At 68.4% G+C, this 26,216-nt stretch carries 27 protein-coding genes; 11 read left to right on the top strand and 16 right to left on the bottom strand.

Translation table 11 applies throughout. The features are described 5' to 3' along the window. Positions 1 to 174: 174 nt before the first annotated feature. A complete protein-coding gene (locus tag OG379_RS41375; protein WP_331735652.1) occupies positions 175 to 693 on the top strand; it encodes a cupin domain-containing protein in 519 nt (172 codons plus the stop codon). A 282-nt stretch (positions 694 to 975) separates the two neighbouring features. After that, positions 976 to 1,128 (top strand): hypothetical protein, encoded by a 153-nt coding sequence (locus OG379_RS41370; RefSeq protein WP_405669059.1) that lies wholly within the window; start codon positions 976 to 978, stop codon positions 1,126 to 1,128. A 38-nt stretch (positions 1,129 to 1,166) separates the two neighbouring features. Here the strand turns inward: OG379_RS41370 and OG379_RS41365 are convergent, their stop codons facing one another. Next, on the bottom strand, positions 1,167 to 1,595 hold the full coding sequence (locus OG379_RS41365) for a hypothetical protein (RefSeq protein WP_331735649.1): 429 nt from the start codon (positions 1,593 to 1,595) through the stop codon (positions 1,167 to 1,169). 150 nt (positions 1,596 to 1,745) lie between these two features. Here OG379_RS41365 and OG379_RS41360 point away from each other — a divergent pair, with 150 nt between their 5' ends. Both OG379_RS41360 and OG379_RS41355 read left to right on the top strand, forming a co-directional pair. Further along, positions 1,746 to 2,477 (top strand): HNH endonuclease family protein, encoded by a 732-nt coding sequence (locus OG379_RS41360; protein ID WP_331735646.1) that lies wholly within the window; start codon positions 1,746 to 1,748, stop codon positions 2,475 to 2,477. A 158-nt stretch (positions 2,478 to 2,635) separates the two neighbouring features. Then, positions 2,636 to 2,908, top strand: a complete 273-nt coding sequence (locus OG379_RS41355; RefSeq protein ID WP_331735643.1) for a hypothetical protein — start codon at positions 2,636 to 2,638, stop codon at positions 2,906 to 2,908. Here OG379_RS41355 and OG379_RS41350 read toward each other — a convergent pair. The 15 genes from OG379_RS41350 to OG379_RS41280 all read right to left on the bottom strand — a co-directional run bounded on the left by OG379_RS41350 (position 2,848) and on the right by OG379_RS41280 (position 16,422). Beyond that, the gene (locus OG379_RS41350; protein WP_331735640.1) at positions 2,848 to 3,603 is read right to left on the bottom strand and encodes a hypothetical protein; all 756 of its coding nucleotides are present in this window, start codon (positions 3,601 to 3,603) and stop codon (positions 2,848 to 2,850) included. The genes OG379_RS41355 and OG379_RS41350 overlap by 61 nt on opposite strands. Then, complete coding sequence (locus OG379_RS41345) at positions 3,600 to 3,788, bottom strand: hypothetical protein (RefSeq protein ID WP_331735637.1); 189 nt, start codon at positions 3,786 to 3,788, stop codon at positions 3,600 to 3,602. Before OG379_RS41345 ends, OG379_RS41350 begins: the two co-directional genes overlap by 4 nt. Positions 3,789 to 3,879: 91 nt before the next feature. Further along, the gene (locus OG379_RS41340) at positions 3,880 to 4,347 is read right to left on the bottom strand and encodes an RRQRL motif-containing zinc-binding protein (RefSeq protein ID WP_331735633.1); all 468 of its coding nucleotides are present in this window, start codon (positions 4,345 to 4,347) and stop codon (positions 3,880 to 3,882) included. 252 nt (positions 4,348 to 4,599) lie between these two features. Beyond that, positions 4,600 to 6,792, bottom strand: coding sequence for a hypothetical protein (locus OG379_RS41335; RefSeq protein WP_331735630.1), 2,193 nt, complete (start codon positions 6,790 to 6,792; stop codon positions 4,600 to 4,602). Further along, positions 6,792 to 7,862, bottom strand: coding sequence for a hypothetical protein (locus tag OG379_RS41330; RefSeq protein ID WP_331735626.1), 1,071 nt, complete (start codon positions 7,860 to 7,862; stop codon positions 6,792 to 6,794). Before OG379_RS41330 ends, OG379_RS41335 begins: the two co-directional genes overlap by 1 nt. A gap of 76 nt (positions 7,863 to 7,938) precedes the next feature. Continuing rightward, positions 7,939 to 9,228: a hypothetical protein gene (locus OG379_RS41325; RefSeq protein ID WP_331735623.1), complete on the bottom strand. Its 1,290-nt coding sequence runs from the start codon at positions 9,226 to 9,228 to the stop codon at positions 7,939 to 7,941. A 5-nt stretch (positions 9,229 to 9,233) separates the two neighbouring features. Then, on the bottom strand, positions 9,234 to 9,506 hold the full coding sequence (locus tag OG379_RS41320) for a hypothetical protein (RefSeq protein WP_331735618.1): 273 nt from the start codon (positions 9,504 to 9,506) through the stop codon (positions 9,234 to 9,236). 1 nt (position 9,507) lies between these two features. Further along, positions 9,508 to 10,506: a bifunctional lytic transglycosylase/C40 family peptidase gene (locus OG379_RS41315; RefSeq protein WP_331735616.1), complete on the bottom strand. Its 999-nt coding sequence runs from the start codon at positions 10,504 to 10,506 to the stop codon at positions 9,508 to 9,510. Between the two features lie 199 nt (positions 10,507 to 10,705). Next, the gene (locus OG379_RS41310) at positions 10,706 to 12,334 is read right to left on the bottom strand and encodes an FtsK/SpoIIIE domain-containing protein (RefSeq protein WP_331735614.1); all 1,629 of its coding nucleotides are present in this window, start codon (positions 12,332 to 12,334) and stop codon (positions 10,706 to 10,708) included. 223 nt (positions 12,335 to 12,557) lie between these two features. Further along, positions 12,558 to 13,724: a hypothetical protein gene (locus OG379_RS41305; protein ID WP_405669055.1), complete on the bottom strand. Its 1,167-nt coding sequence runs from the start codon at positions 13,722 to 13,724 to the stop codon at positions 12,558 to 12,560. A gap of 104 nt (positions 13,725 to 13,828) precedes the next feature. Beyond that, on the bottom strand, positions 13,829 to 14,578 hold the full coding sequence (locus OG379_RS41300) for a hypothetical protein (protein WP_331735610.1): 750 nt from the start codon (positions 14,576 to 14,578) through the stop codon (positions 13,829 to 13,831). A gap of 15 nt (positions 14,579 to 14,593) precedes the next feature. Then, complete coding sequence (locus OG379_RS41295) at positions 14,594 to 14,794, bottom strand: hypothetical protein (protein ID WP_331735607.1); 201 nt, start codon at positions 14,792 to 14,794, stop codon at positions 14,594 to 14,596. Positions 14,795 to 14,807: 13 nt separating this feature from the next. Continuing rightward, complete coding sequence (locus OG379_RS41290) at positions 14,808 to 14,972, bottom strand: hypothetical protein (protein ID WP_331735604.1); 165 nt, start codon at positions 14,970 to 14,972, stop codon at positions 14,808 to 14,810. 184 nt (positions 14,973 to 15,156) lie between these two features. Next, entirely contained in the window at positions 15,157 to 15,693 is a 537-nt protein-coding gene (locus OG379_RS41285; RefSeq protein ID WP_405669053.1) for a hypothetical protein, read from the bottom strand. A gap of 168 nt (positions 15,694 to 15,861) precedes the next feature. Continuing rightward, on the bottom strand, positions 15,862 to 16,422 hold the full coding sequence (locus OG379_RS41280) for a hypothetical protein (RefSeq protein WP_331735598.1): 561 nt from the start codon (positions 16,420 to 16,422) through the stop codon (positions 15,862 to 15,864). Between the two features lie 369 nt (positions 16,423 to 16,791). On the opposite strand from OG379_RS41280, the gene OG379_RS41275 reads away from it, so the two are divergent. From OG379_RS41275 to OG379_RS41245, 7 genes are all read left to right on the top strand, one after another. Next, entirely contained in the window at positions 16,792 to 17,541 is a 750-nt protein-coding gene (locus OG379_RS41275) for a GntR family transcriptional regulator (RefSeq protein WP_331735595.1), read from the top strand. A 629-nt stretch (positions 17,542 to 18,170) separates the two neighbouring features. Then, positions 18,171 to 19,715: a hypothetical protein gene (locus OG379_RS41270; RefSeq protein WP_331735592.1), complete on the top strand. Its 1,545-nt coding sequence runs from the start codon at positions 18,171 to 18,173 to the stop codon at positions 19,713 to 19,715. A 71-nt stretch (positions 19,716 to 19,786) separates the two neighbouring features. Further along, positions 19,787 to 21,256, top strand: coding sequence for a replicative DNA helicase (gene dnaB, locus OG379_RS41265; protein ID WP_331735589.1), 1,470 nt, complete (start codon positions 19,787 to 19,789; stop codon positions 21,254 to 21,256). Between the two features lie 92 nt (positions 21,257 to 21,348). Then, positions 21,349 to 21,945 (top strand): hypothetical protein, encoded by a 597-nt coding sequence (locus tag OG379_RS41260; protein ID WP_331735586.1) that lies wholly within the window; start codon positions 21,349 to 21,351, stop codon positions 21,943 to 21,945. A gap of 95 nt (positions 21,946 to 22,040) precedes the next feature. Beyond that, complete coding sequence (locus tag OG379_RS41255; RefSeq protein WP_331735583.1) at positions 22,041 to 22,703, top strand: hypothetical protein; 663 nt, start codon at positions 22,041 to 22,043, stop codon at positions 22,701 to 22,703. Positions 22,704 to 23,345: 642 nt separating this feature from the next. Then, positions 23,346 to 25,679: a methyltransferase, FxLD system gene (gene fxlM, locus OG379_RS41250; protein WP_331735579.1), complete on the top strand. Its 2,334-nt coding sequence runs from the start codon at positions 23,346 to 23,348 to the stop codon at positions 25,677 to 25,679. Then, positions 25,676 to 26,194, top strand: coding sequence for an NUDIX domain-containing protein (locus tag OG379_RS41245; protein WP_331735577.1), 519 nt, complete (start codon positions 25,676 to 25,678; stop codon positions 26,192 to 26,194). Before fxlM ends, OG379_RS41245 begins: the two co-directional genes overlap by 4 nt. Positions 26,195 to 26,216: the final 22 nt, after the last annotated feature.

Genomic DNA, 26,216 nt, shown 5'->3' with positions numbered 1-26,216 from the left:
CCGTCACGGGGGACCGGGACCTGTCCCGCACACTCCCTACCAGCACGGACTATGCAAGAGCGTAGCCCGGCCAGGCAGAGCCGGGACCCGGTTTCCGCGCACCGTGGGCACTGCTCGTGGAAGCTGGAGCGGCCGTGCGGGCGGCGCCGACGGCCTACGCCGCAGAATGCAGGAATGACCGACGCGCCGAACCGATCGTTTACGGCCCGCTCCCCCCTCGTCGACCTGCTCGGGCTGCAACCCCATGTGGAGGGCGGCTGGTACCGGGAGACCTGGGCCACCGAGGGCGCCGCCACCCCTGACGGTTATCCGGGGGGCCGGGCCTACGCCACCGGCATCTTCTTCCTGCTGCACCCCGGCGAGAGCTCGGCCTGGCACCGGGTGCGCTCCGAGGAGCTGTGGCTCTGGCACCGGGGCGGGTCGCTACGGCTCTGTCTGGGCGGGCCGGGCGAGCGCCCCGGACAGACACCCGAGCAGTTGGTGCTCGGGGCGTTGGTGGAGGACGGCGAGCGCCCGCAGATCCTGGTCCCGGCCGGCCACTGGCAGTCCGCCGAGCCGCTGGGCGACGAGCCGCTGGGCGACGAGCCGGTGCTGGTTTCCTGTGTGGTGGCGCCCGGCTTCGCCTATGAGGACTTCGAGCTGCTGGACGGCGACGGGGAGAGCCGCCGGGAAGCCGGCGAGCGGGAGGAGTGAATGAGCCGTGCCGACGGCAATAGTGGACGGGTTGGCAGGTGAGGTTACCGAGCTCATGGGGGCGGAGCCCGGTGCGAGCGCTGCAGGAAGTTCTTGTCGAGCTTTTGCTGATGGTGCCTGGGATGCGGGTTCCGGCTGGCATAACTATGCGCCTCGGGGCCGCATGGATCCGGCAGCCGCATCACGCCACGCCCTCCGTCCGCAGGCCGCCACCGGCCCGCCGCCGCAGCTCCGCCCGGGCCGCGGGGGTGCGGCCGGCGGGGTGGACCAGAAGGGGTGCCAGTGGATCCGGATGGACAGGGCGAGCAGGCGGCGGCGGAGCTCGGTGGCACGGCGTGGGCGCGGGAGGGCGAGCGCACGGTAGGTGTCGTGCCCTTCCTGCTGGGCTCGTACGAGTTCGTCGGGGAAGGGGAAGCGCTCCATCCACAAATTTGATCGCACGCTCGATTTCGGGTGCCAGTCAGACACCCCGGTCACTTCAGCGAGACGCACGCCTTCGTGGACAAGCCCTTGAACTGCACGCAGATCCGGGTACCGCGCGGGTACACCGGGCCCGTGTGCCCGTCCCTGCCCCAGGACGTCTCCACAAACGTGCCACCCACCCGCCCCGCGCGCTTCCAGCCGCCGCCGGTCTTCCAGGTGCCACCGGGCTTCTTGACCAGCCACCGGGCGGTACCGGAGCGCACGCCCTCCCGCGAGGCATACACCCAGCCCACCCCACGGGCCGAGGAGCCACGCTTGTACCAGTAGTGGGCCACAGCCCCCGGTCGACAGCCGCCGCCGCTGCCCGCGCACGCGTTGACCCGCTTGTCGACGTAGGCCCGAGCCGTCGTGGGAACGGACACCGCAGGAGCGGCAGCCAGAGGGACGAGGACAGCGGCCAGGGCAGCAGAGATGATCATTCGTTGCATGGGCGGCACAACACGCCTGGCCACCCCCGCCGTCACGGGCAAAGGGAACGATTCACCCGAACTCGTCGCCCCCGACGGAGGTCCTCGCAGGCGGTCTCAGCGGGTGATCCATTTCTTCAGGTGAACCGGTGCCGCGATCGAGTGACGTGTGCGGCGCGGCCTGCCGCGCTCGCCCTCGCCGCCCTGCCCCTGCTCGCCACACCCGCCGCCTCCGCCGGCACTCCCCTGCCGACAGAAGAACAGCCCTTCACCTCCTACGCCCCGGCGCAGACCCCCGACGGTGTCCCCGGTGCCCGGCGGTCGCTGGCACTGTTCGAGGCGATCGACCGGCTCCCGGTCGCCGAAGAGCACAGGGCGGGCTACCAGCGGACCCTGTACAAGCACTGGAACCGCGGGCTCAGCGCCTCGGACGGCTGCAACACCTGCAAGGAAGTCATCCTCTCCGAGGCCGTCGAGGCACCCTCGGTCGCGGCCGGCTGCAAACTCACCGGAGGCTCCTGGCGCAGCGCGTACGACAACTTCGTGGTGAGCGACGCCGGGGAGCTCGACGTCGACCACTTCGTCCCGCTGGCCGAGGTGTACGACTCCGAGCAGACACCGTGGAGCGCCGAACGGCGCGAGGCCTACGCCAACGACCAGGACAGCCCGGACACGCTCATCGCGGTCTCCGCCGCCTCCAACCGGTCCAAGAGCGACAAGGACCCCGCGCAGTGGATGCCCACCGACGGGGAATACCACTGCACCTACGCCGCGACCTGGGTCGCAACGAAACTCCGTTGGGACCTCGCCGTGGACGACGCCGAGCGCCAGGCCCTGCTTGGCACCGCTGAGGACTGCTCCGGCACCACCGTCACCTACGAGCCCGCCGCGTAACCCCCGTTCGGCTTCGAGCCGGCTGCAGGTGTCGATACGGCTGAGCCCCGTCCCCAGCAGCAGACCGCGCCTGGGGGCGGGGCGCTCCCCCGCAGGTCACCACCAGCGGATGCCTGAACCGGGGCCGCGCCCCGGTGGGCGGCTGGCAGCCTGAGCTGATGACCGAGCACACACGGCCGCGGGTCTATGGGGCCGACCACGACAGCACCGACCCCTACGCCACCCGCCCCGACCATGAGTACGTCCAACTCGACGGCGGCCCGCTGGACGGGCAGCTCCTGGACGTCACCGGCCTCACCGCCGACGAACGCACCGTCGGCGGTTACCTGATCACCCCGCACAGCGCATACGGACCCGGCGGGCGAGCCTCCTACGGACCGATGTTCAGCCGTCCTGACGGCCCGTGGGTCTGGGAAGGCGACGTACCCTGACCACTCGCATCCGTAACACCGACTGACGCGGCGCCCGGCGGCGCCGCGCTCAACCGGAGATGCCCTGGACCGTTTGAGTCAGGACGTTCGGTGAACAACTGGTGGTCGCTGACGGCGAACGGTCCAGGCCTCGCTGCGACCTTGAACCCGGGGCGAACTGTGGTCGCCCGCCCCACCAGCGCGGCGTCGATCCGGTCCGCGTCCCAGGAGGCGTCCTGGGCCTGGGTGTACGGGCCGAGCCTGAGCAGGGTGTAGCCCTGGCGGGGGTCGAGTCGCCGGGCTTCGACGTACACGGCGTAGTGCGCGGGCTCCATGCCGACGTCGTCGGGGAGGTCCAGGCCGGCCGCAGCGTGGGTGAGCAGCGCGTAGGACGGGTGCCACAGTCCGAGGATCTTGGCTGTCTCGCAGCGCAGCCAGCCGAGCTTGCGGGAGTGGGCACTGTAGGGGGTGTACTGGCGGCCGGGGTGCTGGAGGGCGACGGCGATGATGTCGCCGTGGTCGTCGCCGGGCCGGGTGTGGGCGCGCTCGATGAACGGGCCGACCCTGAGGGCGATGTCGTGGGCGCAGCCGGGCTTCCAGGGTTCGGGGTGGCGCAGGGCGGCGAGCATCGCGCGGTACGCGTCGACGGCGGCCTGGTCCTCGACGGTGAGGGGGCTGGGCGTCGGGGCGCAGCGGCGGAACAGGTTGCGGATCATCGAGTCTCCTGGTCTCGGGTGTTGGTACGGGGGTGGGGCCGTGAGGTGTGCTGGGCGCGCAGCAGGAGCTCGCGGTTGCGGCGCTGCTGGGCGGGTGTGAGGGGGCGGGGGCGGGGGCGGGGGCCGGTGCGGTGCCAGAGCGGCGAGGCCGGCGGCTCCGGGTAGGCGCGGGCGAGTGCGGGCATACTGGGATCTCCTTCTCGGCTCTGACACGGGATGGAACAGCCCGGGACCGCCGTGACAGCGGCGCTCCCGGGCGCCTTTGCGCGGGGTGGGTCAGGCGGCCAGGCGGTGACTGGCCAGAGGCGCGGGCGCGGTGTAGTCGGCCGGGTCGGCCGGGGTGCCGTCCCAGCACTCCAGACAGCAGCCCAGAGTCCGCAAGGGCAGGCAGTACCTGTAACGGCGCCTGCACGTAGGGACGGGGCATGTCTCACGAGCAGCCATGGCACGGTCCAGCGCCCACTCCTGAGCGAGCGTCGGTATGCGCTTCGGGCGGGCCAGGCGGACGTCGTAGAGGTAGGCGCGGCTGCGGTGAGTACAGGAGTACTGGGGCCGGGTACGGCAGCGCGCGCAGCGCAGGATCCCTACCGGGCCGTGTCCTCCAGGGCTGACGTTCGCGGCGCGGAGTTGGCGGCGGGTGAGGAGATGGTCAGGGCAGTCGCCACGGTCGTACTCGGGCAGGCCACAGGCTCCACGCGGAATCCGCGGTTGAGTGCTCCGGGGGCGGGGTGGGCGCTGCCGCATCACCCGCTCCACGGGGCGGGGAGCCGGGCGGGCGGGTGCGGGTAACGGGGGCCGGGACACTGCGGGCGGGGCCGGCCAATCCGGCGACGCGGGCATGACGAAAGCACAGGTGTCCTCCAACAGGGGTGGTGGGGGCAGTGCTGCGCCCCGTCACGGTGTCCGTGACGGGGCGCGGGGTGTGTCAGGTGGCCAGGCAGCCAGGCCGGTCCTCGACAGCTGAGTCAGCTGTCGAGAACCAGGCAGGCCAACAGGTCAGTCGCCGAACCTGAACTCCTTGCCGGTCTTGGCGTCGTACGCGGTGCCGGTGACCGGGGAAAGGCGGATCTCACGAGATTCGGCCCGGGCGCCCTTCTTCCATGTCTCGCCGCCGATCGCCACCCGGACCGTCACATCGGCACGAGGATCCTTGACCGGCAGAACGATTTCGGGCGCTTCGACATCGAGTCGGCCTTCAACGCGCTCACTGAAAGCGCTTTTCTGAGCGACGTCGATGCGCAGGTACTGGGCGACCACCTCAGCCGGTGCTTGCAGACTCACGACGACGCGCTTCTTGTCATCGGTCCAATCTGCCCTCAAGTCGGCAAGAGCACCGTCGATGAGAACTGGTGCGCGCGCCTCACCCTCGTACGGAGGGGCGGCAGCGGCTGCGGCGGCTTTCTCCGCGCGCTGCTCGTTCACCTCTCGCTGTTTCGCCTCACCTCCAGGGTTGTCCCAGACGAACGCGATGCCGAGGGACAGCGCCACGATGACCGCAGCGGCCGGCCACAACCGCCGCAATGTGGCCGGGGTCGGGTTGTCGTCAGCCATCGACGTGGACTGCTGGGGGTCGGGGTGCGCGGTGGGGGTGATGTCGTGGGCTGACCCTGCCCACATGTCGTCTTTGCCCATGCGGGCGACGGTAGCGCGCAGCTGCACCGCCCGTTCGGGACTTCCGCACAGATCAGCCACCTGGGCACGTGTGGACAGCCAGGCCACGGCCTCATCCGAGTTGATGCCGTGAGCGGCAATGTCCTCCCGCTCCCCGAGGGCCGCGAGGTCCGCAGCCTCGGCGCAGCGTCCCTCCCTTGCGGCCTGCAGGGCCCTGTCGTGCCAGCCGTCCACGACATTCGGCGGCATCTCCCAGAACCATTCGCTCTCGTCCTCCTCGCCATCAGGGGCGGGCGCAGCGGATGTCGGTGTGGTGTCGCTCTCCTCCTGGTCCTCGTGGTCCTGGTCCTCGTCGAGGTCGTCAATGAGGAGGGTCTCCTGCTCGACTGCCGCGCCTTGCCGCGCCATGCGGCGGCGACCGGAGGTGTCCGTCAGTCGCGCTTCCTCCTCGCTGATCACGGTCTCGATGATGTCGACGTAGTCAGGGCCGACCTTCCACACGGCCTGCCCCGGCCCGAGCGTCGGAATGTGGTCGATGGCCCAACGCGGCAGGCCCAGCAGCGCGCCGACCTCTTCGGCTTCCTTCGGTCCCAGGCGGCCGACGTGAAAGACCTCAACCAGCTTGGCCAGGTCCTTTGCCTTGCCGTCTCCGAGGTCGGAGAGCGTGTGCATCACGGCGTCAACGGACAGGGCGTCCTTGCGGGAGTTCTTCAGGAGGCGCTGGATCAGTTCGCTGGTCGCGGGGGACAGCAGGATCTGCCATGCCTCCTCGAGGACGATGTGCCGGTGCACGGCGGTCGACTGGGGCAGCCACACGTGCTCCACCCAGCACGTCACCGCAGCCATCAGCGACGGAATCGCCGGGGAGTTGCGGTCCAGACGCGTGAAGTCAAAGCTGAGGATCGGCAGGTCGGTGGGGGGCAGGTCGGCGTCCTGGCCGTCGAAGAGCCCGCGGAGGGACCCTTGGGTGTAGCGGGACAGGGCGATCGCGGCCTTTCGTCCCCAGACGGCGAGTTCGGCCGTCGGCCACTGGCCGTCTTCCGGATGGGTCAGGGCGTCCACGAGACCGCCCAGCGAGGTGGACTTGGGGCTGTTCATCGCGTGCTGGAGAGCGTACGCGGCCTCGGTTGCCAGGGCGTCCGGCTCCACAGCGACGATCAGTTGCCGGATCAGCTGCTCGCGTACCGGGTACGGAAAGAGCGGTGAGCACGGGTTAAGGGTGAACTTGCTGGCGTCGATGACGAGGCCGCCCAGATGCCGGGTGATCGCCGCCCACTCACCGACGTGTTCACCGCCGGTCTGATTCCTCTCTCCCCAGGTGTCGATGACGACGGCCTGGTGCCCGTTGGGGACCTCGCGGCCGATCCGGATCTTCGCCGTCGTGGACTTGCCGGAGCCAAGACCGCCCAGCGCAACGCTGTTCGTCGAGGGGAGCGCCCTCTCCTCGGTGAGGACCGGAGAGAGGTGGAAGGGCCTGCTGTCCAGCAGGGACCGCCCGAGCAGAATGCCGGGGAACTCGGCGCCGGAGGCGACCAAAGGGGCAGTGATCGCGGCGTGGGTGGAGGGCAGACGGATCATTAGAGGATCGCCCCTTTCCGTGTGGAGGCTCCGTGCGGGGTGGTCATGACGTGGGCGCGGTGCTGCTGGCCGGGTAGCCAGTCCAGTCGGATGCGGCGCCGGTCGGCCGTGAGACCGACCTCCCAGCGGGCATCGGTGACGCTCTCCGGGCTGTCGCCCCACACCGTCAGGTAGGCGTCGATGTCCACGAGCGTCGCGCCCTGCACCAGCGCGCCCTGTGTGCTGCCGCTGGCGAGGTCGTGCGACTCGGCCTGAATCTGGTCGGTGAGGACGGCCTCACCGATCGCCTTCTGGTATTTCGCCGACCGGCGGGACTGGCCCAGTGGCAGCGGCCGGTAGAGCACCGCGATGGAGCGGTCCTGTGTCTGCCCGAGGAGCAGTTTGGGCATGAGATCGCCGTCCGTCTCGGCCGGCCACGAGGTGATGCGCGCGGTTGCCGCGTAGCGGCCGTCCTCCAGCTCGATCCAGCCGGAGCCCCGTCCGACCACGTCGAGCACCGGTTCGGGGTCGAGGGGCGTCAGGTCACCGAGGGCCGCGAGCTCCGCTTCCAGGGTGTCGACGACGCGGGCCGGGGCCAGGCCCCTGGGAACGTGGACGGAGATCGTCTGCGTGTGCTCGGTGGTTGCGCCCACGTCGGCGTGATGCGTGACGTGGACCTGAATCCCCGCAGTACGCGCCTGGCTCCCAGCGAAAACCAGGGCCCGCGAGAACGCGTCGTGGAACTGCGCCCGGCGGTAGGCGTCCTGCATGGTGCCGTGCTGCGGATACAGCGCCCATGTCCGGGTGGTCCCGGGCGGTGTGGTCATGGCGTCGGGCGCGGTGCGCTCGCGGACTCGCCGGTATCCGACAGCGGCCCAGCGGGCGATCGAGCGGGGGCCAGGCGCCACGTTGAGCAGTGCGCCGGCCGCGCCAACCGCGCCGAACGCCCATACCGGCAGTGCCGTCGTGACCATGCCCGACAGCAGGGCCGCGCTGCCGACCCCGACGTTCGCCTTGGTCAGCATCGTTTCCATTGGGCTGAGACCGCGCTGGAGAGCGGGAATGCGGTAGCCGGGTGTCAGGGAGTACACGGGGAGTCCTCTCGCGAATGGGGCGGGCCGCGACGCTCGCCGGGGCGAGCGTCGCGGCCCGGATCGTCAGCCGGTCCTACGGGGTGGGCGGCCGGGTGGGTGCGGGCGCCGGCTGCGGGGTGGCGGCCGGTGGACGACCCGCCGGAGGCGGGACCACTGGCCCCGGCTGCCGGGGCTGACGGGGCTGCGGATTCACCGGCCCCGGCTGATTGGCCGTGCGCGCCTGGCGGCGCGCTTCGGTCAGCCGCGCGGTGCGCTCCGCACCCTCCTGCACCTGTTTGATGGTGGAGGCGGTGGTCAGCCGTCCCGGCCGGGGCCGGTGCGGGACGCCGTACGCGGCGTAGAGCACTCCGCGGTCCTGGTGCACCGCGCGGCCCGGGTTCGGGACCGTGCGTACTCCGCGCGGTCCGTTCTCCTGCTCGTAGACGTCCGGGACACCCGCCCGCACGACCGCCCGCGCCAGCGGGTTGGTCGTGCGGCTCTCCACCATGCTCCGGGCCGCGCCCGCGATCCTCGGGCCGACGTACGGGACGCCGTGGAAGATCATGCGGAGCATCAGGGCACAGACGGCGAGCAGCAGCACCGTGTCCAGGACGAGTGACTCTTTAGTGAGGGGGATGAACGGGGTGACCAGCAGGAGCACCATCGGAGTGAAGAGCAGCCCGAGCAGCCGGTTGAGCCAGGCCCGGACGGCAGTGGTGTCACCACCACGCGCGAGCGAGGCCAGCACCAGCGGCGCCGCGCACACAAACGCCAGGGTGCCGAGCTGCCGGGCGACGAACACGAGGCCAGCAAACGCCAGGAGCACGACCAGCGCCGAGATGATCAGCAGTTGCGCCAATGGATTCCCCGCGTCGCCCCCCTCCTCCAAGTGAGCCTGGATCGAACCGAACAGGGTGCTCTCGTTGGCGTTGAACGCGGCCGTGAACGCGCTGCTCACAGCCTCGTTCAATTTCACGACAACCGCCGGAACCGCTGCCATCCCAGCGATAGCAACGAGCGTCCATCCTGTCGACGCGCCCATCTGCCGGAGACGCGGCAGGCCCTGCCATGCAGTCAGGGCGCACATCACGACGACACAGATGAAGATCATGACGGCGATGTGCTCCCCCAACCAGACGAACGGATCGTAAGACCAGTCTTTGGGCGCCACAGGTGCTGACAGCTTCTTAGGGGCGACCAGCTCGCTGACGGTGTCGCAGAGCCCCTTGGCGAGATTTTTGACCAGTTGGGATGCGGTGTCGGTGACCCCGCCGTCTGGTGGGATGAGGTTGTCGTCCGGGGCGGTGGTGCCGTCGTCGAGGCTGCGATCGCAGAACTCGCGGGCATCACCCTTGATCTGATCGCACGGGTTGGTGTCCGGCATCCGAATCAGCCCTTGGCCGTGGTCACGGTGGAGAACAGGCTGTCTCCGTACATCGCCAGGACGACCGCGACGAACAGCGTGCCGATCGCCAGGCCGCCCTTCCTCAACGCACCCTTGGGGTCATTGCTGAGCTGGAGGAGCATGCGGACCGCGATGATGGCGATCACTGCGGCAATTCCCTTGGTGACGAGACCGCCGCCGGTGATTCCGATGGTGTCGAAGAAGTCGGAGAAGCCCGTGGACAGGTCCTTACCGGCGGCAATGTTGAGCTTGCGCATTTCAGATCTCCTTGGAGGGTACGGGGCGTGCGACGGAATACAGGTCGGACATCATGTCCATCGGGTCATACCGGACGCTGGTGCCGGGCTTGGGAGCGTTGATGATCCAGCCGCCCCCGGCGTAGATTCCGACATGGTGAATGCTGGCGGCGCTCGATCCGTAGAAAACGAGATCGCCGGGGCGCATCTGTCCGGGCCTTACGGGCTCGGATGCCGCATATTGTGCGGCTGCCGTGCGAGGCAGACTGATTCCCGCTTTCGCGTAGGCGTAGAGCGCGAGTCCGGAGCAGTCGAAACCGGCGATGCTCGCCCCGGAACTCCCATTCGGCGAGCAGCAGCTCCCAGTTGATGCACCGTTGGCGTTTCCGCCACCCCACGAATACGGGGTGCCGATTTCGCCTTTCGCCGCGTTGACGGCGATGGTGCCCTGCGTGCCGGTGGCGGTTTTCCCACCGCCAGGCTGCCTGGATAACGCGTTGATCGATTTGACGTAGTTCTGTGTCTCCTCGATCGGGGGAACTCCACCGGCTGCGATCACCCTGGGACTTCCCGCGTTGTACGCGGCGAGGATGTTCGACTGTTTGTCGCCGGGAACGTCCTTCACTTCCCCGGCGAGCGTGCAGAGGTGCTTTCCCGCTGAGGGGATGGCGTCCTCGGGATCCCACACGTCACGCTTGCCGTCCTTATTGGCGTCGATCCCTTCGGATTCCCACGTGGACGGCATGAACTGCGCGATCCCCTGCGCACCGGCGCCGGATCGCGCTTTCGGATTGAATCCGGATTCCTGCGTGATGAGCGCGGCCAGCAAATTGGGGCTGACCTCGGGACAGGTATTTCCGGCCTCCTCGATCAGCGACCGGTATTCGGCGGGGACGGACATACCGAGCGCCGCCCCGAGTCCACCGCCGGCCGATCCGGCGCCGGTGGCTTGCACGAGTGCGCCGACGACGACGGCCGCGGCTGCTCCCACGCCGATCGTGACGGCTGAAGTGGCTCTCAACGGGACTCTCCTTCCTTGCTGGGCTCTTATGCGTGTTTACGCAGGTCAGCGCTTGTTTTGGTATCCGCTGGGGATCCGCTGGCGGTCCGCTGGCATCCGTCTGGGATCCGTCCAGCCAGCAGAGGCTGGACGGATCCCAGCGGATCGTCAGCGGATCGTCAGCGGATGCTCAGCGGATCCCCAGCGGTTCCCGTGACGGTCAGGAGCCAGCCTTGGCGGCTGCCATGAGGTCGTTGACCGAGTAGCCGCGCACGACGCCCTTCTCGTCTTTGCCGGGGGGAACGCCGAGCATTTTTGATAGCCGCCTTCCCTGCGTGCTGGGCGCCGTTTCCGTGACGCCGAGGAGGGGTGCCAGGTCGGCCGTGGGGATGAATTCCAGGCCCTCCTTCCGCATGTAGTCAAGGGTGCGCGTGAGCGGGGTTTCAGGAACCGCGCTGATCGCCTGGTGCTGCCTGTCGAGAACTTCATCGACGATGCCCCAGATGAAGTTATCTGCGAACCGAAATCCGCGAATGAGGGCGGATGATCCGCCCGCGAAGAGCACGGCCTGTCCCGGGATTTTCGGGTCGAGGAGTGCGGGGTGGATCGGGGCGACTGTTTCGAAGTACGAGTCACCGAGGGCCACCTTTGCGGTGCCTTTCGCTGCCACGTAGAGGCACAGGCGGTAGAGGAACTGGTCACGCACCTTGACCGGGATTGCGTCGTTGGATGGACGCTGGGTCATCATGATGGTGGAGATTCCGGACTCCAAGGATTTGGAGACCAGCTTCCGCGACTTGTCCTCATTCTGCCGGACGGTTTCCTGCGATTCCTTGCTGCCGTCGTCGACGTAGAAGTCGGCGGCTTCATCGATGATGAAGAAAACCGGCTTGAACACAGGTGCGGGCTGCCTGTTTCGCTTGGCTTCCTGCATTTTCGTGTATCGGTCGTCCACTCGGGCATTCAATTCGTCGAGCATGCTGCCCAGGACGGCCGGGTCATCGGATGCCTCGTACCGGACGGCGACTTTCTGGAACTCTGTGAGTCCGCAGAGTTTCCCGTCGAGGAGATACAGATCGAAATCGCCGTATGCGATGAGCAGGCACGTGATGATTCCGTTGACCAGTGTGGTCTTTCCGGTCTGCGTCATTCCTCCGACAAGCAGTGACGCTTTGTCAAAGGTGGGAACGCCGACCAGCTTTCCGGTCACGTCGTGCCCCATCGGAACGCCGGAGAACGCGGCGATCTCCTGCCGGGTCGGCGCGGGGAAAGCACGACTGAACGGCGGCTCTTTCAGCACCAGGAGGCGCACGTGCCGTTCGCTTTTCCGGCTGGTCTCCAATTTCAGGTGGAGCCGGGTGACGCCGAACATCGAGGCGATGGCGCCGATGTGCTTGCCCACGTCCTCGGAGGTGCGCCCCGGGGGGAGGAGGAATTTGTAGAGGGTGCCGACATCGAGTTGCTTGACGGTGACATCCTCGTCCAGGACCACCTCCTCTCTCCCGATGGCTCCGGCCCGGGACAGCGCGGTGGTGAGCCCCGCGTGGACCGCAGCCTGCGGGCCCTCCTGCTCCTCCCCCAGGCCCTGGGCGGGCCCTTCCTGGTGGTGGGCCGCAGCGGGCTGCTTACCCGCAAGGAAGCGCTGGACGCGGGTGCGGATCTGCCAGGCCAGGTAGCCGAGTGCGACGAGCGCCCCGACCACGACGGCCGCGGTGGCCGGCCAGGAAAGGCCGAGCTTGTCCTTGATGGCGGCGAGGATGCCGGCCGCGATGCACAGACCGCCGATGGCGCCCGCGAGTTGGCCGTACAGGTCTTCCTCTGCTTCGGCCTTGCTGCTCTTCTTGGTCACTGCCCCTCTTTCATCTTGTGCGTGGGCGGGTGGCATGGCGGCTGCTCGCCGGGTCTGCGGCCCTGGGCTCTGCGAACGCGTAGTCCGCTCACCAGGTCACTCACCGGGTCTGCGCCGTCTCGACTGCTGTGCGTTTTCCGGCAGTCGCGATGATGTCCGGCCCGCTCGGTGCGGGCCGGACATCATCGGTGGTGCCGGACGGTGGTCCGGGTGGTGCTGTGGCTCAGGCGCCCGCGTCCTCGGGCTCTTCCTCCTGGGCGTGCTCCTCGCCCCCGTCGCGGTCCACCTGGGGGCCGTTCGCTTCCTCCTCCTTCTCCATCAGCTCGGCCCAGGCGCGGCGAACCCGCCTTTCCGACCCGACGAAGCCCAGGTCGCGGAATTCGTCGCGGGCCTGGCGGTAGGACTGGGGCGGGTCATCGACGTAGCGCAGGTGCCGCAGCGCGACATCGAGCTGACCGTCACTCAGCGGCTCACCGGGCTCCGGCACGGGCACACCGGCCACGGCCGCGAGCTCGGCGAGCGCGGCGGCACGTGCCGCCTGCTCCTCCGGTGTGCCGCCGGGTGTGACGCCCGCGTCCTGGGGTGTGTCGCCGGGTGTGCCGGTTGCGGCCGCAGGGTCGCTGACCTGCGTGCCTCCGGTCAGGGCGAGTGTGTCGCCGGGTGTGCCGGGCAGGGCGGGCGCGGTCGGCGTCCACTCCTCCAGCACCGGCAGCCGGATCGCCGCGACCGACGCGGGCAGCGGCTGCTCCGCGATGACCTTCTCCGTGGCCACGGCCTGCGTGTGCAGCTTCTCGCTCATGGTCTGCTGCGCCTTGAGCACGGACACGCGGTAGGCCGTCTCCGCCTCCGCGACCTGCGTCTGCAACGTGGTCGCGAGCCCCAGCATCTCGATCCGGTGCGCGGCCTCCGCCTCCATCTCCTCCAGGCGGTCGGAGACAGCCTGGCGCTTGACGGCGAGCTTGCCCCGCGTCGCCTCCGATACCGGCCGCCCGAGCGAGGGCAACGCCCACCACCAGGCGCCCTTGGTCGCGATGATCGCGACCGGGGTGATGACCACAGCCAGGTCGAGCGCCGCGCCGCCCCGGGCGGCAATGATCAGGTGCGCGGTGGGGATCGCGGCGTTGATGAGGGTGAGTGCCAGCCCGGCCCACTGGACCCGCTGAGCGCGGCGCTTGTTGTTGCCGGCCAGAATCTCCGTCGCCTGGAAAATCACCCACAGGGCGTCCAGCGCGGCGACGGTCGGCACGGCCCATCCGCCGAATTTCGATTCCAGGATGTCGTAGGTGACGGCCACCGACAGGATGGCCACGGCCAGAGTGATCACACTCAGACCGGCGAGCACTGCCCCGCGCGGCTGGCGCAGGCGCTCCGGGATATCAGGCATTCCCATGTCTTTCCTTCCTTCGTGCGGGTTCAGCGCGCCAGCAGTACGGCGGTTAGGACGATGAACGGGCTGCCCATGCCGAGCAGATAGACGAAACGCATGTCGGCCTCTCAGTCGCAGTTCGAGGTGGTGTCGGAACGTCGCCGGGACGTGCTGTGCATCTGGTCGACCTGCGCGAGCCGCTCGCGCTGCGCCTTGATCTGCTGTTCGGCCCTGCCTCGTACCGGGGTGAAGACGCCCCACATCCGATCGGTGTAGGAGGTGATCAGGTCGATGTGCCACTCGGAGATGTCCAGCCCGATCTCTGTGGCCACGGTCTCCAGGGGCAGCTCCTCGTCATACCCGGCGACGGTGACCTGTTCGTCTGCGAGCTGCGCGAGCTGGTGGGCGATGTCGTCCCACGCGTCGGCGGCGGCCTGCGCCGCACGCTCCGCGTCGACCAGGCGCAGAAGCTGGGCGCGCCACCGGTTGTCGTCCGTCTCCCAGAACGCGGCAAACACGTCGCTGAGGTGACGTTCAGCGGCGCGCCATGCCATCCACAAGGGCGCGGCGCGGCGCAGGGCGGGGACGGCGTCGCGGCGCAGCCGTGCGTGGGACCACAGGATGCGCGCCGACTCGTACTGCTGCCGGATGCCTGCCCGCTGGTCGTGCGTCAGGCCCTTGTCGTCGTACACGGCAAGGGGTGTCTGCGGTTCGGGCTCGCCGCCGGTGAAGGCGGTGAAGTGGTAGGCGATCGCGCCCCGGTAGGGGACCGGTTCGGCCCGCAGGAAACGCGGATGGTTGTAGGCCTGCGTGGGGGGTGCCTGTGTCGGCAGGCCGGAGGAGTCGAGGTGGCGGGACAGGGCGATGGTGCCGGTCATGGGGTCTCCCTGAGGTCAGGTGGTGCGGTACGGGTGTGTGCCGTTAGCGAGGCGCTCGGCGGCGATGGCCACCCATGCCGTGCGGTGGCCCTCGATGTCGGCGACCGTGAGTGAGGCGCGACGCTCGGCGGTCGAGGGGCTGTGCGCGTGGTCCGCGTCGAAGAGCGGGTCGTCTTCGGCCGAGACGCCCGGCCGGGTGTAGTGGCTGTCGGGCATGAGGTCCTCCGGGTCAGGAGCGGCGGTTGAGGTAGGCGTCCTGGAGGCGGGCGAACCGCTCGAAGAGCGGGGCACCGGCCGGGCAGGGGGTGCCGTGCTGGCAGGTGGTGCAGGCCTCGCGGTGGGCGCGCCAGGTGTCGGTGGCGGCCATGTAGCGGGCGTGCAGGTCGTCGGCCATCGGGGGTGGTGCCTCTCGGTGGTGCGGGGGTGGGTGTCGGCGACGGGGTGGCCCGCGTCCCACGCCCTGGCGGCCGCCGTTGCGGCGGCCGCGAGCAGGGCGAGGGTGAAGGGGTGGGCCAGGCCGCATACGGTGAGCGCCCGCGCCGCGAGGTGCTGCGCGGCGCGGGCGGCAGGTATGAGGGTCAGGGCTGGTGCCGCTCGGACACGGTGGAGTGCGGCCGGGCGGGTGCCGGGGGCGGCTCGGTGCGGCCGTCCCGCTCGTGCGGGGTCGGCCTCATCGGCAGAGCCGTCAGCCCGAGTGCCTGGCACGCGGAACACGTCCAGCCGGTGAAACCGAACCACTGGCTGCACCGGTCGCACTGCAACTGGCCGCTGTTCTCGGCGGGGGCCGGGGTGGCGCTGGGCGGGCAGTCGTGCCCGGGGCAGTTGAACCGGTCGCACATGGGGCAGGCGCTGTTCGCCGACCGGAAGGTGAGCGGGCGGGTGAGGAGGAGTACCGGCTGCCGTTCGTAGCCGGGGTCCATCTCGGCGAGGGTGCGCCGTGCCTGGCGGCCGGCGGATCGGGCGCGGTCGTCGCCGTCGACGACCATGTGGTCGACGAGCCGCCGGAAAGCCTTGTCCGTCTCGTCGCGCTCGAATCCGCGGTCGTTGTCGTCCTCGGTCATGTCGTCGGCGAGCCCGGCGCGGGGGGTGTCCAGGGCCGATGCCAAACTGTTCATTGCGCTGTTGCCCTTCGAGAGAGGGTGATGGCGAAGACGAACCCCCGGGGTTGCGCCCCCGGGGGTTCGTCGTGTTCAGGGCCGGTGGCCCCGGGCTGCTGTACGAACAGCCCACGGCCTCGGCCGCCCCTCTACTGCGGGGCGGCCGAGGCCGTGGGGGCTCGTGCGTCAGTGGTTGATCTTGAGCTTGTCCAGCGGGACGGTAGGGCTCTGTGTCGGGGCGTCGCCCGCAGGCACCACCTGGCGATGTGCGTCCGTGGCTGCCACTCGGGGTAAGACAGCGTTCCAGTCAGCCACGCGTCCGGCCGGTGTGCGCTGCGCACGGGCCCCCAAGGTCTGATCGGTGGCCGGGCTGAACGCTTTGGGTAGCACGGTGGTGGCCTGGCGACTGGCGGCCTTCTTCACGGCATCGGTCAGCGCCTTGTGCCACTCGGGGATCGTCATGTCCCACTCGATGCGACGGTTGCTGCTGCGGCAGCGGATCGCCGCGGCGACCTCCGCCCGTCCGGTGTGATGCGGGACCAACTTCTGCAGCTTGCTCTGCATGCCGGTGACGGGCACCCAGGTGCCGCAATCGCCGCAGACCAGCGACGGCTTGAGCGGGTCGTGAAGGTCGATGTGCGAGGGCAGGAGGCTGGAGAGCTTGATGTCGGGGAGGTGGCTGACCCGCTTCGTGCGGGTCCGGCGGGGACGTTCTTTGGCGGTGGGCATCGCGGCGGTGATGGACATGCGGGATCTCCTCATGTGCGAAGGGGAGGGGCTGCGTCGCGGTGCTCTCTCCGCCCGTCAGGCCGCGCGGAGGCCCGGCGTCCTGACGGACGGACAGCGCATCGGCGCTGCAAACATGCACGCAGTCAGTCGAGAAGACCCGGGGGATTTGTTGGTGCCATCGACCCCGGCCACCCGTAGAGGCGGACGACCAATGCGGTGTGCTTACGCGGCTCTCCGGAGGATTGCCTCGCTAGCGACGCTCATTAGAAAACACGCCATCGCTAGCGATGTCAACACTTCGCTAGCGATGTATGCTCGTGTCGCGGCGCCCCAACGTGATCACCGGCGCCCCAGGAAGTACGATCGCTAGCGAGGTAGGGAGAGGGGATGACTGGCGAAAAAAGACGGCAGCCGAAGTACCGACAGATTGCCGACGACCTGCGTGCCGCAATCGACGCAGGTCGCTACCGGCCGGGCGATCGCCTCCCCGGGGAGAACCCACTGGCAGCCGAACACGATGTAGCCGTTATGACGGCACGCCAGGCGCTCAACGCCTTGAAAAGCGAAGGCCTGGTCGAATCACGACGCGGGGCCGGATTCTTCGTTCGTTCATTCACGCCCATCCGCCGACGAAGTATCGCCCGGTTGTCGCGGGAACAGTGGGGATCCGGTGCTTCGATCTTCGCTGCAGATGACAGCCGCGAGCTCACGGCGGAAGTCGACGTGCTTGGTGCGGTGACCCCGCCGAAGGCAGTCGCTCGCGTCCTGGGCCTCGATGGCGGCAACGCCTTTGCCCGGTCGCGCAGGCACTTGGTGGATGGCCGCCCAGTCCTCTTGTCGACGTCCTACCTGCCCCACGATCTGGTAGCTGGCTCCCCTATCACCTGGGAGGACACCGGGCCAGGCGGCATCTATGCGCGCCTGGCCGAACTGGGGTCTGCCCCTGCGCACTTCCGCGAAGAGGTACGGGTACGTGCCCCATCCAGCGAGGAGGCTGAAGGCTTGAACCTCTCCGGGGCCACCCCAGTAGTCAAGATCAGCCGAACCGCTTACACGCATGACGGCCGGGCGGTCGAGGTGAACCAAATGACGCTCGACTCATTGGCCTATGTCCTCGAGTACGGCTTCGACGCGTGACGTGCCGCCTCAGCCCTACCAAGCCCCACAGCAAAGGGATTCCTCATGGCGTGTAATGCACCACCCCCATAAATGACGATGGCCGCCCCTGCGCGAACAGGGACGACCATCAATGCCCGACTCCCCGCCGGCAAGCAAACGGAGTCGTGGTCAGCGCGGTGACCGCACTGGGTGCCTCGGACATGAAGCCCGTATGGTCACCTACCCATCAGGATAGACGCGTGATCGCGTGATGCCCAGCACGGGCCCGCGCTGGTGGTCCGCGTCACCTTGATCAGCTGACCTCACGGCTCCCTCAATTAGGGACCAACCGTGTCAAACCTGCACTACAGCGCTGTAGAGACAATCCCGCGCTCGCACATCTCCGAGCACCCTCGATGCACCGTCCGGGGCCTGCCCTCGAAAGGCTTGCCCAGCATTCCCAAAGATGGGCAAGCCGCCAGCTTGGCCCGTCTGTGCTCTGGGCAAGCCATCGGGGAAGCGGTGGTGAGGAGTGTTCACGGCACAACATCCATTAGGAGGTGTGCCGTGCACTGCGTACCGACGCAGACTCCCCTGCCCAAGATCAACCGTTGCCGCATGCGGCAGTCGGCCTTAAGCGACGTGCGCAACCCGATGGGGGGGCAGGCGTGACCGTGCCAAGTCTTCCCACGAATGCCCGTGCGCTCGATGAGGACGGCCTCCTCGTGCGCGGCGCCGGTCCGCGCTCTGTGACCCTCTACCGCGAGATGGCCTTCGGCGGCCAGCTGGTGCACAGCCTCGACTACGTGGTTCTGACACACGTCCTGTTCGCCATCGCGGCGAACGAGAAGATCACGGTTCCGGGCATCTGGAAGCGCCTGCAATCTCTCGGGATCCGGTCGGCGAAGGACCACCGTGAGCTCATCGGGAAGAACACCGTCTACGAATCCTTCAACCGGATCATCGCGGCCGGCTTCATCCGTCGTGATCGGCTCCCGCATCCCGACGGCGGGGGACGCAAGGGAGCGGTCGTGTATCAGGTCTTCGAGTTCGTCACCGACAATCCGGACCACGTTGACGCTTCCGCCGCACCACTTCCCGGGACTGGGGAAGTGGTGGACTCCAATTACGTTGCCGCAGGTCAGACCACTTCCCGACACCCGGGATCTGGCGTTCCGGGATCTGGTGTTCCGGGAAGTGGTTCGAGTGCCGTTCCTGCAGGTCAGACCGCATCCCCGGTTCCGGGAAGTGGTGACTGCGTCCCCCCCACTCCCCCCTATAGGGAGGAGGAGGATTCCTCCTCCCGTATGTCCTCCTCCACAACCGCCGTCACTGCTGCCGCTCAGGCAACAGACGCAGCAGCGCTCACGGCAGCTGCAGAGTTCCTCGCGGAGCTTCCTGGTCGGTGGGCATGCGGCAGGAAGACGACTGCCGAGCTCGCGCCGCTGCTGGCTGAGGTAGTCCAGGTGCAAGGCTGGGAGCTGGGGTCAGACCTGGCCCAGCAGCTGACCAGGCGCTTCCAGGCGCGGCGGAGTGTCGTTGCGGTCCTGCGTGAGCGGATCGAGGACCTGCCCCGTTACCTCGCAGTCCGCAAGGTCCTGGAGCGGGAGCGATCAACCGGTGGCCGGGTTCCCGGCCAGCAGCTTGTGCTGGAAGAGGGCAAGCCTGGCGGCGGTGCCGCGCCGGTCTTGCCCGAGGGCGTATCGCCGGAGCGGGTTGAGGAGGCCCGGGCGTTCCTCTTGACGTTGAGCGGCCCGTGGGCGCTGGGTCCGGAGAGCGCGGTCCGCCTGGCGCCGCTGCTGGCCTCGAAGACGGCCGAGCGGGGCTGGGAGTTTGACAGCAGGCTGTTGGCTCAGTTGATGTCGAATCCCAATGGCGTCAACAACTACGAGCTGATTCTGGAGACGCACCGGATCGGCAGACTGCCGGTACGCAGCAGCAGCGTGGGTGAGCAGCGCCGCGGGCAGGACGCCCGGCAGAAGGCGATCGCGTCGTGTGCGACCTGCGACGACTATGGCCAGTTCGAGGTGGGGGACGCCGCAGTGATGTGCAAGCACGACGAGGCGTCAGCCACTGCCGCTCTCAGGCCGCCTGCTCAGCGGGAGCCTGCGGGCGCTCTGCCTGCTTCCTCCGGCGAGCCCCAGGCTCAGGAGGAGCTGTCCGGGTGCAGTCTCGCGGAGATGCTCGCCTCGATGCGTCAGCCCGCCGTCTGACCTCACGCAAAAGCGGCGCCCGGAAAACCTTGGCCGGCCCAGGCGCCGCCTGACCTCACTGGAGATCACTCATGACTGTAGTACCGCACCCGTACGCCGCCACCGACGACGGTCCCCCGGACGCACAGGAGTCGGATTTCGAGCGTCTTCCGCCTCAGGCCGTCGAAGCCGAACAGTCGGTCCTGGCCAGCATGATGTCGTCGGACCAGGCCGCAATCGACTGCCAGAACGTCCTGGAACCTGAGGACTACTACCGGCCCAACCACGGACTCATCCACCGCACAATCCTGGATCTGCGGGCCAAGGGCGAACCCTGCGACCCGATCACGCTCGCCGCGGAACTCAACAAGCGCGGCGACCTCTCCCGGATCGGCGGGGCCACATACCTGCACACCCTGGTCCAGTCCATGGACACCCCGGCGAACGGCTCGTATCACGCCGAGATCGTCAAGGAGAAGGCTGTCCTGCGGCGCCTGGCCGAGGCGGGCATCCGCATCACCCAGTCCGGATACGCCGGGCAGGGCGAGGTCGACGACCTGGTGGCCTCCGCAGCCGCCGAGATCGCCGCCGTCGTCGAAGGCACGGGGAAGGACGACGATTTCATCCTGCCGAGGGCGACAATGGAGGGCACCCTGGACCGGATCGATGACGCGAAGAACCGGGAGGGCCTCACCGGATTGGCCACCGGGTTCGCCGACCTCGACTCGCTCACCAGCGGACTCCAGCCCGGTCAGATGATCGTCGTCGCCGGACGCCCAGGCATGGGCAAGACGACGTTCGCGATGGACATGGCCCGCGCCTGCGCCATCAAGCAGAACGTCCCGGCGGCGTTCATCTCCCTGGAGATGGGCATCGACGAGCTCAACATGCGGCTGTTGTCCGCCGAGGCCAAGGTCGCGCTGCACCACCTGCGCTCCGGCCAGACCACCGATGACGACTGGACGCGCATGGCCTGCGTCCTGCCACGCATCACCGAAGCCCCCCTCTACATCAACGAGTCCGCCACGACGCTCGGCGCCATCCAGGCCAAGGTGCGGCGCCTGAAGTCCCGCGTGCCCGACCTCGGCCTGGTGGTCATCGACTACCTGCAGCTCGTTACCGTCGGGGGGCGTGTGGAGTCCCGGGAGAGGGAGGTCTCCGACATCAGCCGCAGCATTAAGCTGCTCGCGAAGGAGCTCCAAGTGCCCATCGTCGCCCTGGCCCAGCTCAACCGCGGCCCTGAGATGCGCGCTGACAAGCGCCCCAACAAGTCCGACCTGAGGGAGTCCGGCTCCCTGGAGCAGGACGCGGACATCGTGGCCCTGCTCTACCGAGACGATGCCTATGAGCCGCAGTCCTCCCGGGCCGGTGAGGTCGACCTCATCATCGACAAGCACCGCAACGGTCCGACCTGCGCGATCACCATCGCGAACCAGTTGCACTACTCGCGGTTCGTGGACATGGCCGCAACAAGGCTGACGGCTGCAGCCCAGATCAAGGCCACGCTAGCGACAGGAGCGGCTCTCCGGGAACTGGGCCAGGCTTTTCGCTCCCGAGGCTGAGTTGAACAGCGCTGTGCCCCGCCCTCGGATGAGAGCGGGGCACAGTCGCCTTCCGGGGCCACTGTCGGTGTTCGCCGCTAAAGTCCCGGCGCATGAGCATCGAGTGGACCGACACGATCAGTGCGGCAGCTGCCGCACTCAGCGCTATCGCCGCTGGCGGGGCCTGGTGGGCGGCCCGGCGGTCAGCGGCGACAGCGGAAACTCTGGCAAGCCTTGAACGTGACCGTAGGCATGAGGACCTCACCCCCGAGATACGGCTGTCGCTCACGGGGCGGTTCGGTAACAACGGCAGCATCACTGTTCATCTGGCCGGCCCCGACAGTCTTGGGGACCTGACCTCAGTGGAGCTGGAGATGGTGAACGACGACATGGATCACCGGGTTCTCAACCCCACACCAGAGTTCACCCAGGAGGATTCCGATGCTCACGTGTGGAGGCCCTTCCGATTCGTTCCCGGTATCGACGGAGCGGATGAGAATGGGCGCCGGACTGGGAAGATGCCTCTGGCTGTGGGAAGGGGGCGTCCGTTCGCTGTTGAGCGCAAGCAGCCCGGGCATTGGATGGAGGGCCCCGTGGCGACGAGATGGCAGAACCGGTACGTCGGCCTGCCGATTCGCGTGCGGGTGACCTGTAGGCGCAGTGACGAGTCTTGGGTTCTGGCGCGGGAGCTTGAGAACCCTTCCCTCTAACTCCCCACGGCATGGTCACAAATCCGTCACCACCGGAACATCCCGCTCCCCCACGGCATAGCGCCCAGCTACGGTCATGCCCTCACGAAACGCTCTTGGGGGACATCTTGAATACCCGCACTCTGGCTGCCGCTCTCGCCTGCCTTGCCGCAGTCACTCTCCTTGGCTGCGACCCAGCGACGACCACCGACCCGAAGCCTGCCACGCCGGCGACCACCGAGCCGAGCACTCCCAGCCCTTCCGCGACGCCGTCCGAGAAGGAAGAGAAGGCCGAGCCCGTCGAGTCGAAGGCCGTTCTCAACTTCGTTGGCATGGGACTGCAGTCCGCACAGGACAAGGCGCAGGCGGAAGGTTTCTACCTGCTCACGTCCCACGACAGTGCTGGCCGAGACAGGCTTCAGGCCCTGGACCGGAACTGGAAGGTCTGCTCCCAGAGCGTCAAGGCAGGCAAGACGGTACCGACCGATACCGAGCTGGACTTCGGCACAGTCAAGCTTGAGGAGGTCTGCCCCTCGAGCGACGCCAAGGCCCCCGAGAAGGCGGGAGCGTCCATGCCGAACCTCGTCGGGAAGTCAGTCAAGGCGGCCCGTGGCGCCCTGGACCCGGGTACGTCGATCACGACGACCGATGCCGCGGAAGGGCGCATGGTTCTGCTTGAGAGCAACTGGCAGGTGTGCACCCAGTCGCCCTCGCCCGGGACTGCGATGAACGGGCAGCCTGTCGAGTTCACCGCAGTGAAGTTCGAGGAGAGCTGCTGATGCGCACCCGTACCACTGCTGCCGCCCGCTGTTCCCGCTCCTGCGGGTGCAGCTCGGTTCACCTCCGCTCGCACGGAGAGCACTTCCACGCAGGTTCATTGATCCCGGCCCTGATCGGTTCACCTCCGCTCGGGCGGAGGTGAACCGCCGACTGCGGCCGCAGCGCGCATCCAGCAGCGGGGGCAGCCTGTTACACCAGTGCGGCGATCGGGGAGCGAGCCAACCTCGGGTGCGCGGCGGGCAGAGCGTCGACAGCGGAACGGTAGACGTGTGGGCGAGGGCCCTGGCCCGGTTCGTTGCGACGTCCGCCCAGTGCCGTCGTGAGAAGGCTTCCTCCGGCGTGGCAACCGACAACCTCACACGCGGCCGGCCCAGCCTTGGGCTCTGACCTGTCTAGTTCGTTTCGGCCAAGTCGAGTGCTCGACCGGTGCCCCCAGAGCAAGGGCTCCGTGACCGAGGTCGCGCTCTCCCAAGGCTTCCAGTCCGGCTGGAATCGAGCACGTTCGAACTACCCGTCCCGTCGTTAGACCCAGCGTCGAGCGCGCCAGGTGTAGCACTCCCCTTCAGGAAGGACTCGTAGACACCGGATGCGCCTCGTCGGACTGCGGGCATCGCCCCCGCCTTTCACGCAAGGAGCATTTTGTGGGATACACCCGGACTGACTGGTCCGCGCACTACAACGACGGGCGAGGTTTCCGCCGGCTCGAGGACGAGGAAAGAGATCTGCTGGTCGAGCACGCGTTGGCGCCCGAGGGCGGCCGCGCCCTTGACATCGGCTGTGGCACCGGTGAGCTGGCCGCGTACCTCGCCTCGCTCGGGTACACGGTCGACGCAGTGGACTTCGCTGAGGGCGCGCTCGAGCGGGCCCGCGTAGAGCAGGCTGAGTCGGAGGGGGTGCGCTGGCTGTGTCTGGACGTCGATAAAGACGATCTGACGAACCTGAACGAGGAGGGTTACGACCTGGTGACCTTGCGCATGGCGGTCGCCTTCGTCCGAGATCGCTCGCGTGTCCTGCGCGGTCTGGGAGGGCGGCTTCGTGAAGGCGGCACGCTCGTCGTCATCACCCCCGTCGTCGAGCACACTCCTGAGGAACGGCGGCACATCGCCCTGGATGAAGATGAGCTCGCCCTTCTTATGGAGGGCTTTGAGGAGGCCCGTCGCTTCGACGCGGCGGGCATGGCCGTGCTGATGCTGCGAAAGCCCGGTGGATCGTTCACCGCTGCAGAGAAGGGCCGACCCGAACCGCAGGCAGTGGTTGGTGCTGCCGCGGTGGTCACTGACACTTCCGGGCGTGTACTCCTGGGCCGCTCCGCCCGGGGCATGTGGGAGCTTCCGGGCGGACGTGTGGAGACAGCGGAGTCCGCCCAGGCTGCAGCTGTGCGGGAGCTCGCGGAGGAGACGGGGCTGGCGGCCCGCGAGGAAGACGCCCACGTCATCACGGTTTTGCACGATGACCGGCTGGACGTACGCCGTATCACCCCGGTCGTGCGCGTCACCAAATGGGAAAGCGAGCTCGACCTGCGGGAACCCGACAAGTTCTCCCGCTGGGAATGGCACCCCCTGCATACCCTGGCCACTCTGGGAACGATCTTCATGCCTTCCGCGCAGGCCCTGGACGCTGTGTGGCCTGGAGTGCTACCGGGGCTGCCCCCGATCCACTCCTACGCCTGCTCCGACACCGTTCCGCCCATGCCCGGTGAACCCGCCGAGGCGGTCCGGCTGCGCGCGCGGATGGCGGACATCCTGATCGACAAGGGCTGGGCTCCCTCCACGCGAGTTCAGACCGCACTGCGTCAAGTGCCCCGGCACCGGTTCATCCCGGAGGCTCCGTTGGAAACGGCCTACGACGACGACCTTGCCGTGGTCACGCTCCGAGAGGGCCCTGGCACGGCGGTCAGCTCCGTCTCGGCAGCCTGGCTGCAGGCCGACATGATCGAACAGCTCCGGCTGAAGCCAGGCATGACCGTACTGGAAGTCGGAGCGGGCGGGTACAACGCAGAGCTCCTGGCTCACGTCCTCGGGCCTCGTGGACGTGTGGTGACTGTCGATGTAGATCCATACGTGGTGCACCGCACCCGCCGGCTGTGTGCGGAAGCGGGCAGCGGGCAGGTCACTGCCGTCCTGGGCGACGGTGGATTGGGTGCGCCCGGCCACGTCCCACCCGGCGGGTTCGCCGGGGTGATGATCACGCACAACGCGGCGGATATCGCGCCGGCCTGGCGAGAACAACTCGCCGAGGGCGCCCGGCTAGTAGTGCCCCTCGCAATCGGCGGCTACACACGCTCCCTCACCCTGGTCCGGTGCCGCGACACCCTGGTAGCGGAGCACTGGACGTACTGCGGTTTCGTGCAGGACCGCGGCGCCGCCGCCCGCACCATCCCATCCGTACAGCTGGCCGACGGCAAGGTCGTCATCCGCTGGGAAGACGGAGGGCCCGGGCCCGGCGACACCGCCGGCCTCGAGGAAGCCCTGCTCGGACCCCGGCACGAACTCACCACCGGCCTCGTCGTTCAAGGTGCCTTCAATTTCGAAACCCTGCAGGTCTACGCCGCGACAACGCTGCCGAGATTCTGCCGCCTGACCGCACCGGAGGGCTCCACGCTGGTGGCGCAGCAGGATGCGGCCGCGTTGATGGCTGACGGCTCCCTTGCCTACCTGACCCACCGCAAGGTCAAGGACGCCTCGCATCCGGACGGCCGGCTCACCGAGTTCTTCATCCACGCCTACGGGCCGGCCGCCGACACGCTCGCACGGCGCTTCGTCGACTGCGTGCACACCTGGGACCAGGAGGTGCGCGAAAGCGGCTACCCGCCGATGACCGTCCACCCCGCCGGAACCCCCGACGGCGAACTGCCTCGCGGCGACGTGTTCGACAAGCCGTCCGCACGAATGGTCTTTCGCTGGCCTGGCCGTGATGCCCAGATGCCCCGTCCCACCCCACCGCCCAAGGCCCTCACCACAGCGGAGAGGACATGATCAACTGGTGTAACGGCGAAACGCGGGACGCGGTGCAGCGGCTGCGCCCCGTGGGCGGGCAAATCATGCTCGCCGCCTACCGTGCCCTGCTCGGGAACACCGCAACCGCCCACCTCGCCGCCGGCTGGCACATCCTCGACGTCCCGGCGCTGGACCGCCATGACGTCGACGTCCGCTACCGGCCCGTGTGGGACAGCCCTCTCAACCGTGGCCCTGTGCCCGAGTGGCTACAGCAAGTCTGGGCAGCCTGGTGCTTCGTTCCCGACGGCAGAGTCGTCCTCGTTGCCGACCCCGGCCCCCAGGGCACCCTGCCCATGCTGCCCGGCGGCGCCGTGGAGAAGACCGACACGACGCCCGAGGCAACCCTCCACCGCGAAGCCACCGAGGAAGCCCAACTCACCATGACCGACCCGGTGCGACTGGGCTGGGTGCTCGATGAGACATCGTCTTTAGCGACCGTCGACGTGTCAGGGTGGAATCCGAGATGCGGGAACGCGTGGCGGACAGGTCCGTGAGGTCGCGATCTCAACGTCGGCA

Source organism: Streptomyces sp. NBC_01166, from assembly GCF_045039765.1.
GTDB lineage: Bacteria > Actinomycetota > Actinomycetes > Streptomycetales > Streptomycetaceae > Streptomyces.
This window is presented reverse-complemented; position numbering and strand designations above follow the sequence as displayed.

Bases quoted from the DNA above. Each gene is read 5' to 3' on its own strand.
- OG379_RS41375 (WP_331735652.1), top strand. From the start codon at position 175: ATGACCGACGCGCCGAACCGATCGTTTACGGCCCGCTCCCCCCTCGTC.
- OG379_RS41335 (WP_331735630.1), bottom strand. From the start codon at position 6,792: ATGATCCGTCTGCCCTCCACCCACGCCGCGATCACTGCCCCTTTGGTC.
- OG379_RS41285 (WP_405669053.1), bottom strand. From the start codon at position 15,693: ATGAACAGTTTGGCATCGGCCCTGGACACCCCCCGCGCCGGGCTCGCC.
- OG379_RS41340 (WP_331735633.1), bottom strand. From the start codon at position 4,347: ATGCGGCAGCGCCCACCCCGCCCCCGGAGCACTCAACCGCGGATTCCG.
- OG379_RS41260 (WP_331735586.1), top strand. From the start codon at position 21,349: ATGAGCATCGAGTGGACCGACACGATCAGTGCGGCAGCTGCCGCACTC.
- OG379_RS41350 (WP_331735640.1), bottom strand. From the start codon at position 3,603: ATGATCCGCAACCTGTTCCGCCGCTGCGCCCCGACGCCCAGCCCCCTC.
- OG379_RS41300 (WP_331735610.1), bottom strand. From the start codon at position 14,578: ATGACCGGCACCATCGCCCTGTCCCGCCACCTCGACTCCTCCGGCCTG.
- OG379_RS41365 (WP_331735649.1), bottom strand. From the start codon at position 1,595: ATGATCATCTCTGCTGCCCTGGCCGCTGTCCTCGTCCCTCTGGCTGCC.
- OG379_RS41290 (WP_331735604.1), bottom strand. From the start codon at position 14,972: ATGGCCGACGACCTGCACGCCCGCTACATGGCCGCCACCGACACCTGG.
- OG379_RS41345 (WP_331735637.1), bottom strand. From the start codon at position 3,788: ATGCCCGCACTCGCCCGCGCCTACCCGGAGCCGCCGGCCTCGCCGCTC.
- OG379_RS41320 (WP_331735618.1), bottom strand. From the start codon at position 9,506: ATGCGCAAGCTCAACATTGCCGCCGGTAAGGACCTGTCCACGGGCTTC.
- OG379_RS41305 (WP_405669055.1), bottom strand. From the start codon at position 13,724: ATGGGAATGCCTGATATCCCGGAGCGCCTGCGCCAGCCGCGCGGGGCA.
- OG379_RS41280 (WP_331735598.1), bottom strand. From the start codon at position 16,422: ATGTCCATCACCGCCGCGATGCCCACCGCCAAAGAACGTCCCCGCCGG.
- OG379_RS41275 (WP_331735595.1), top strand. From the start codon at position 16,792: ATGACTGGCGAAAAAAGACGGCAGCCGAAGTACCGACAGATTGCCGAC.
- OG379_RS41245 (WP_331735577.1), top strand. From the start codon at position 25,676: ATGATCAACTGGTGTAACGGCGAAACGCGGGACGCGGTGCAGCGGCTG.
- dnaB (WP_331735589.1), top strand. From the start codon at position 19,787: ATGACTGTAGTACCGCACCCGTACGCCGCCACCGACGACGGTCCCCCG.
- OG379_RS41325 (WP_331735623.1), bottom strand. From the start codon at position 9,228: ATGCCGGACACCAACCCGTGCGATCAGATCAAGGGTGATGCCCGCGAG.
- OG379_RS41295 (WP_331735607.1), bottom strand. From the start codon at position 14,794: ATGCCCGACAGCCACTACACCCGGCCGGGCGTCTCGGCCGAAGACGAC.
- OG379_RS41355 (WP_331735643.1), top strand. From the start codon at position 2,636: ATGACCGAGCACACACGGCCGCGGGTCTATGGGGCCGACCACGACAGC.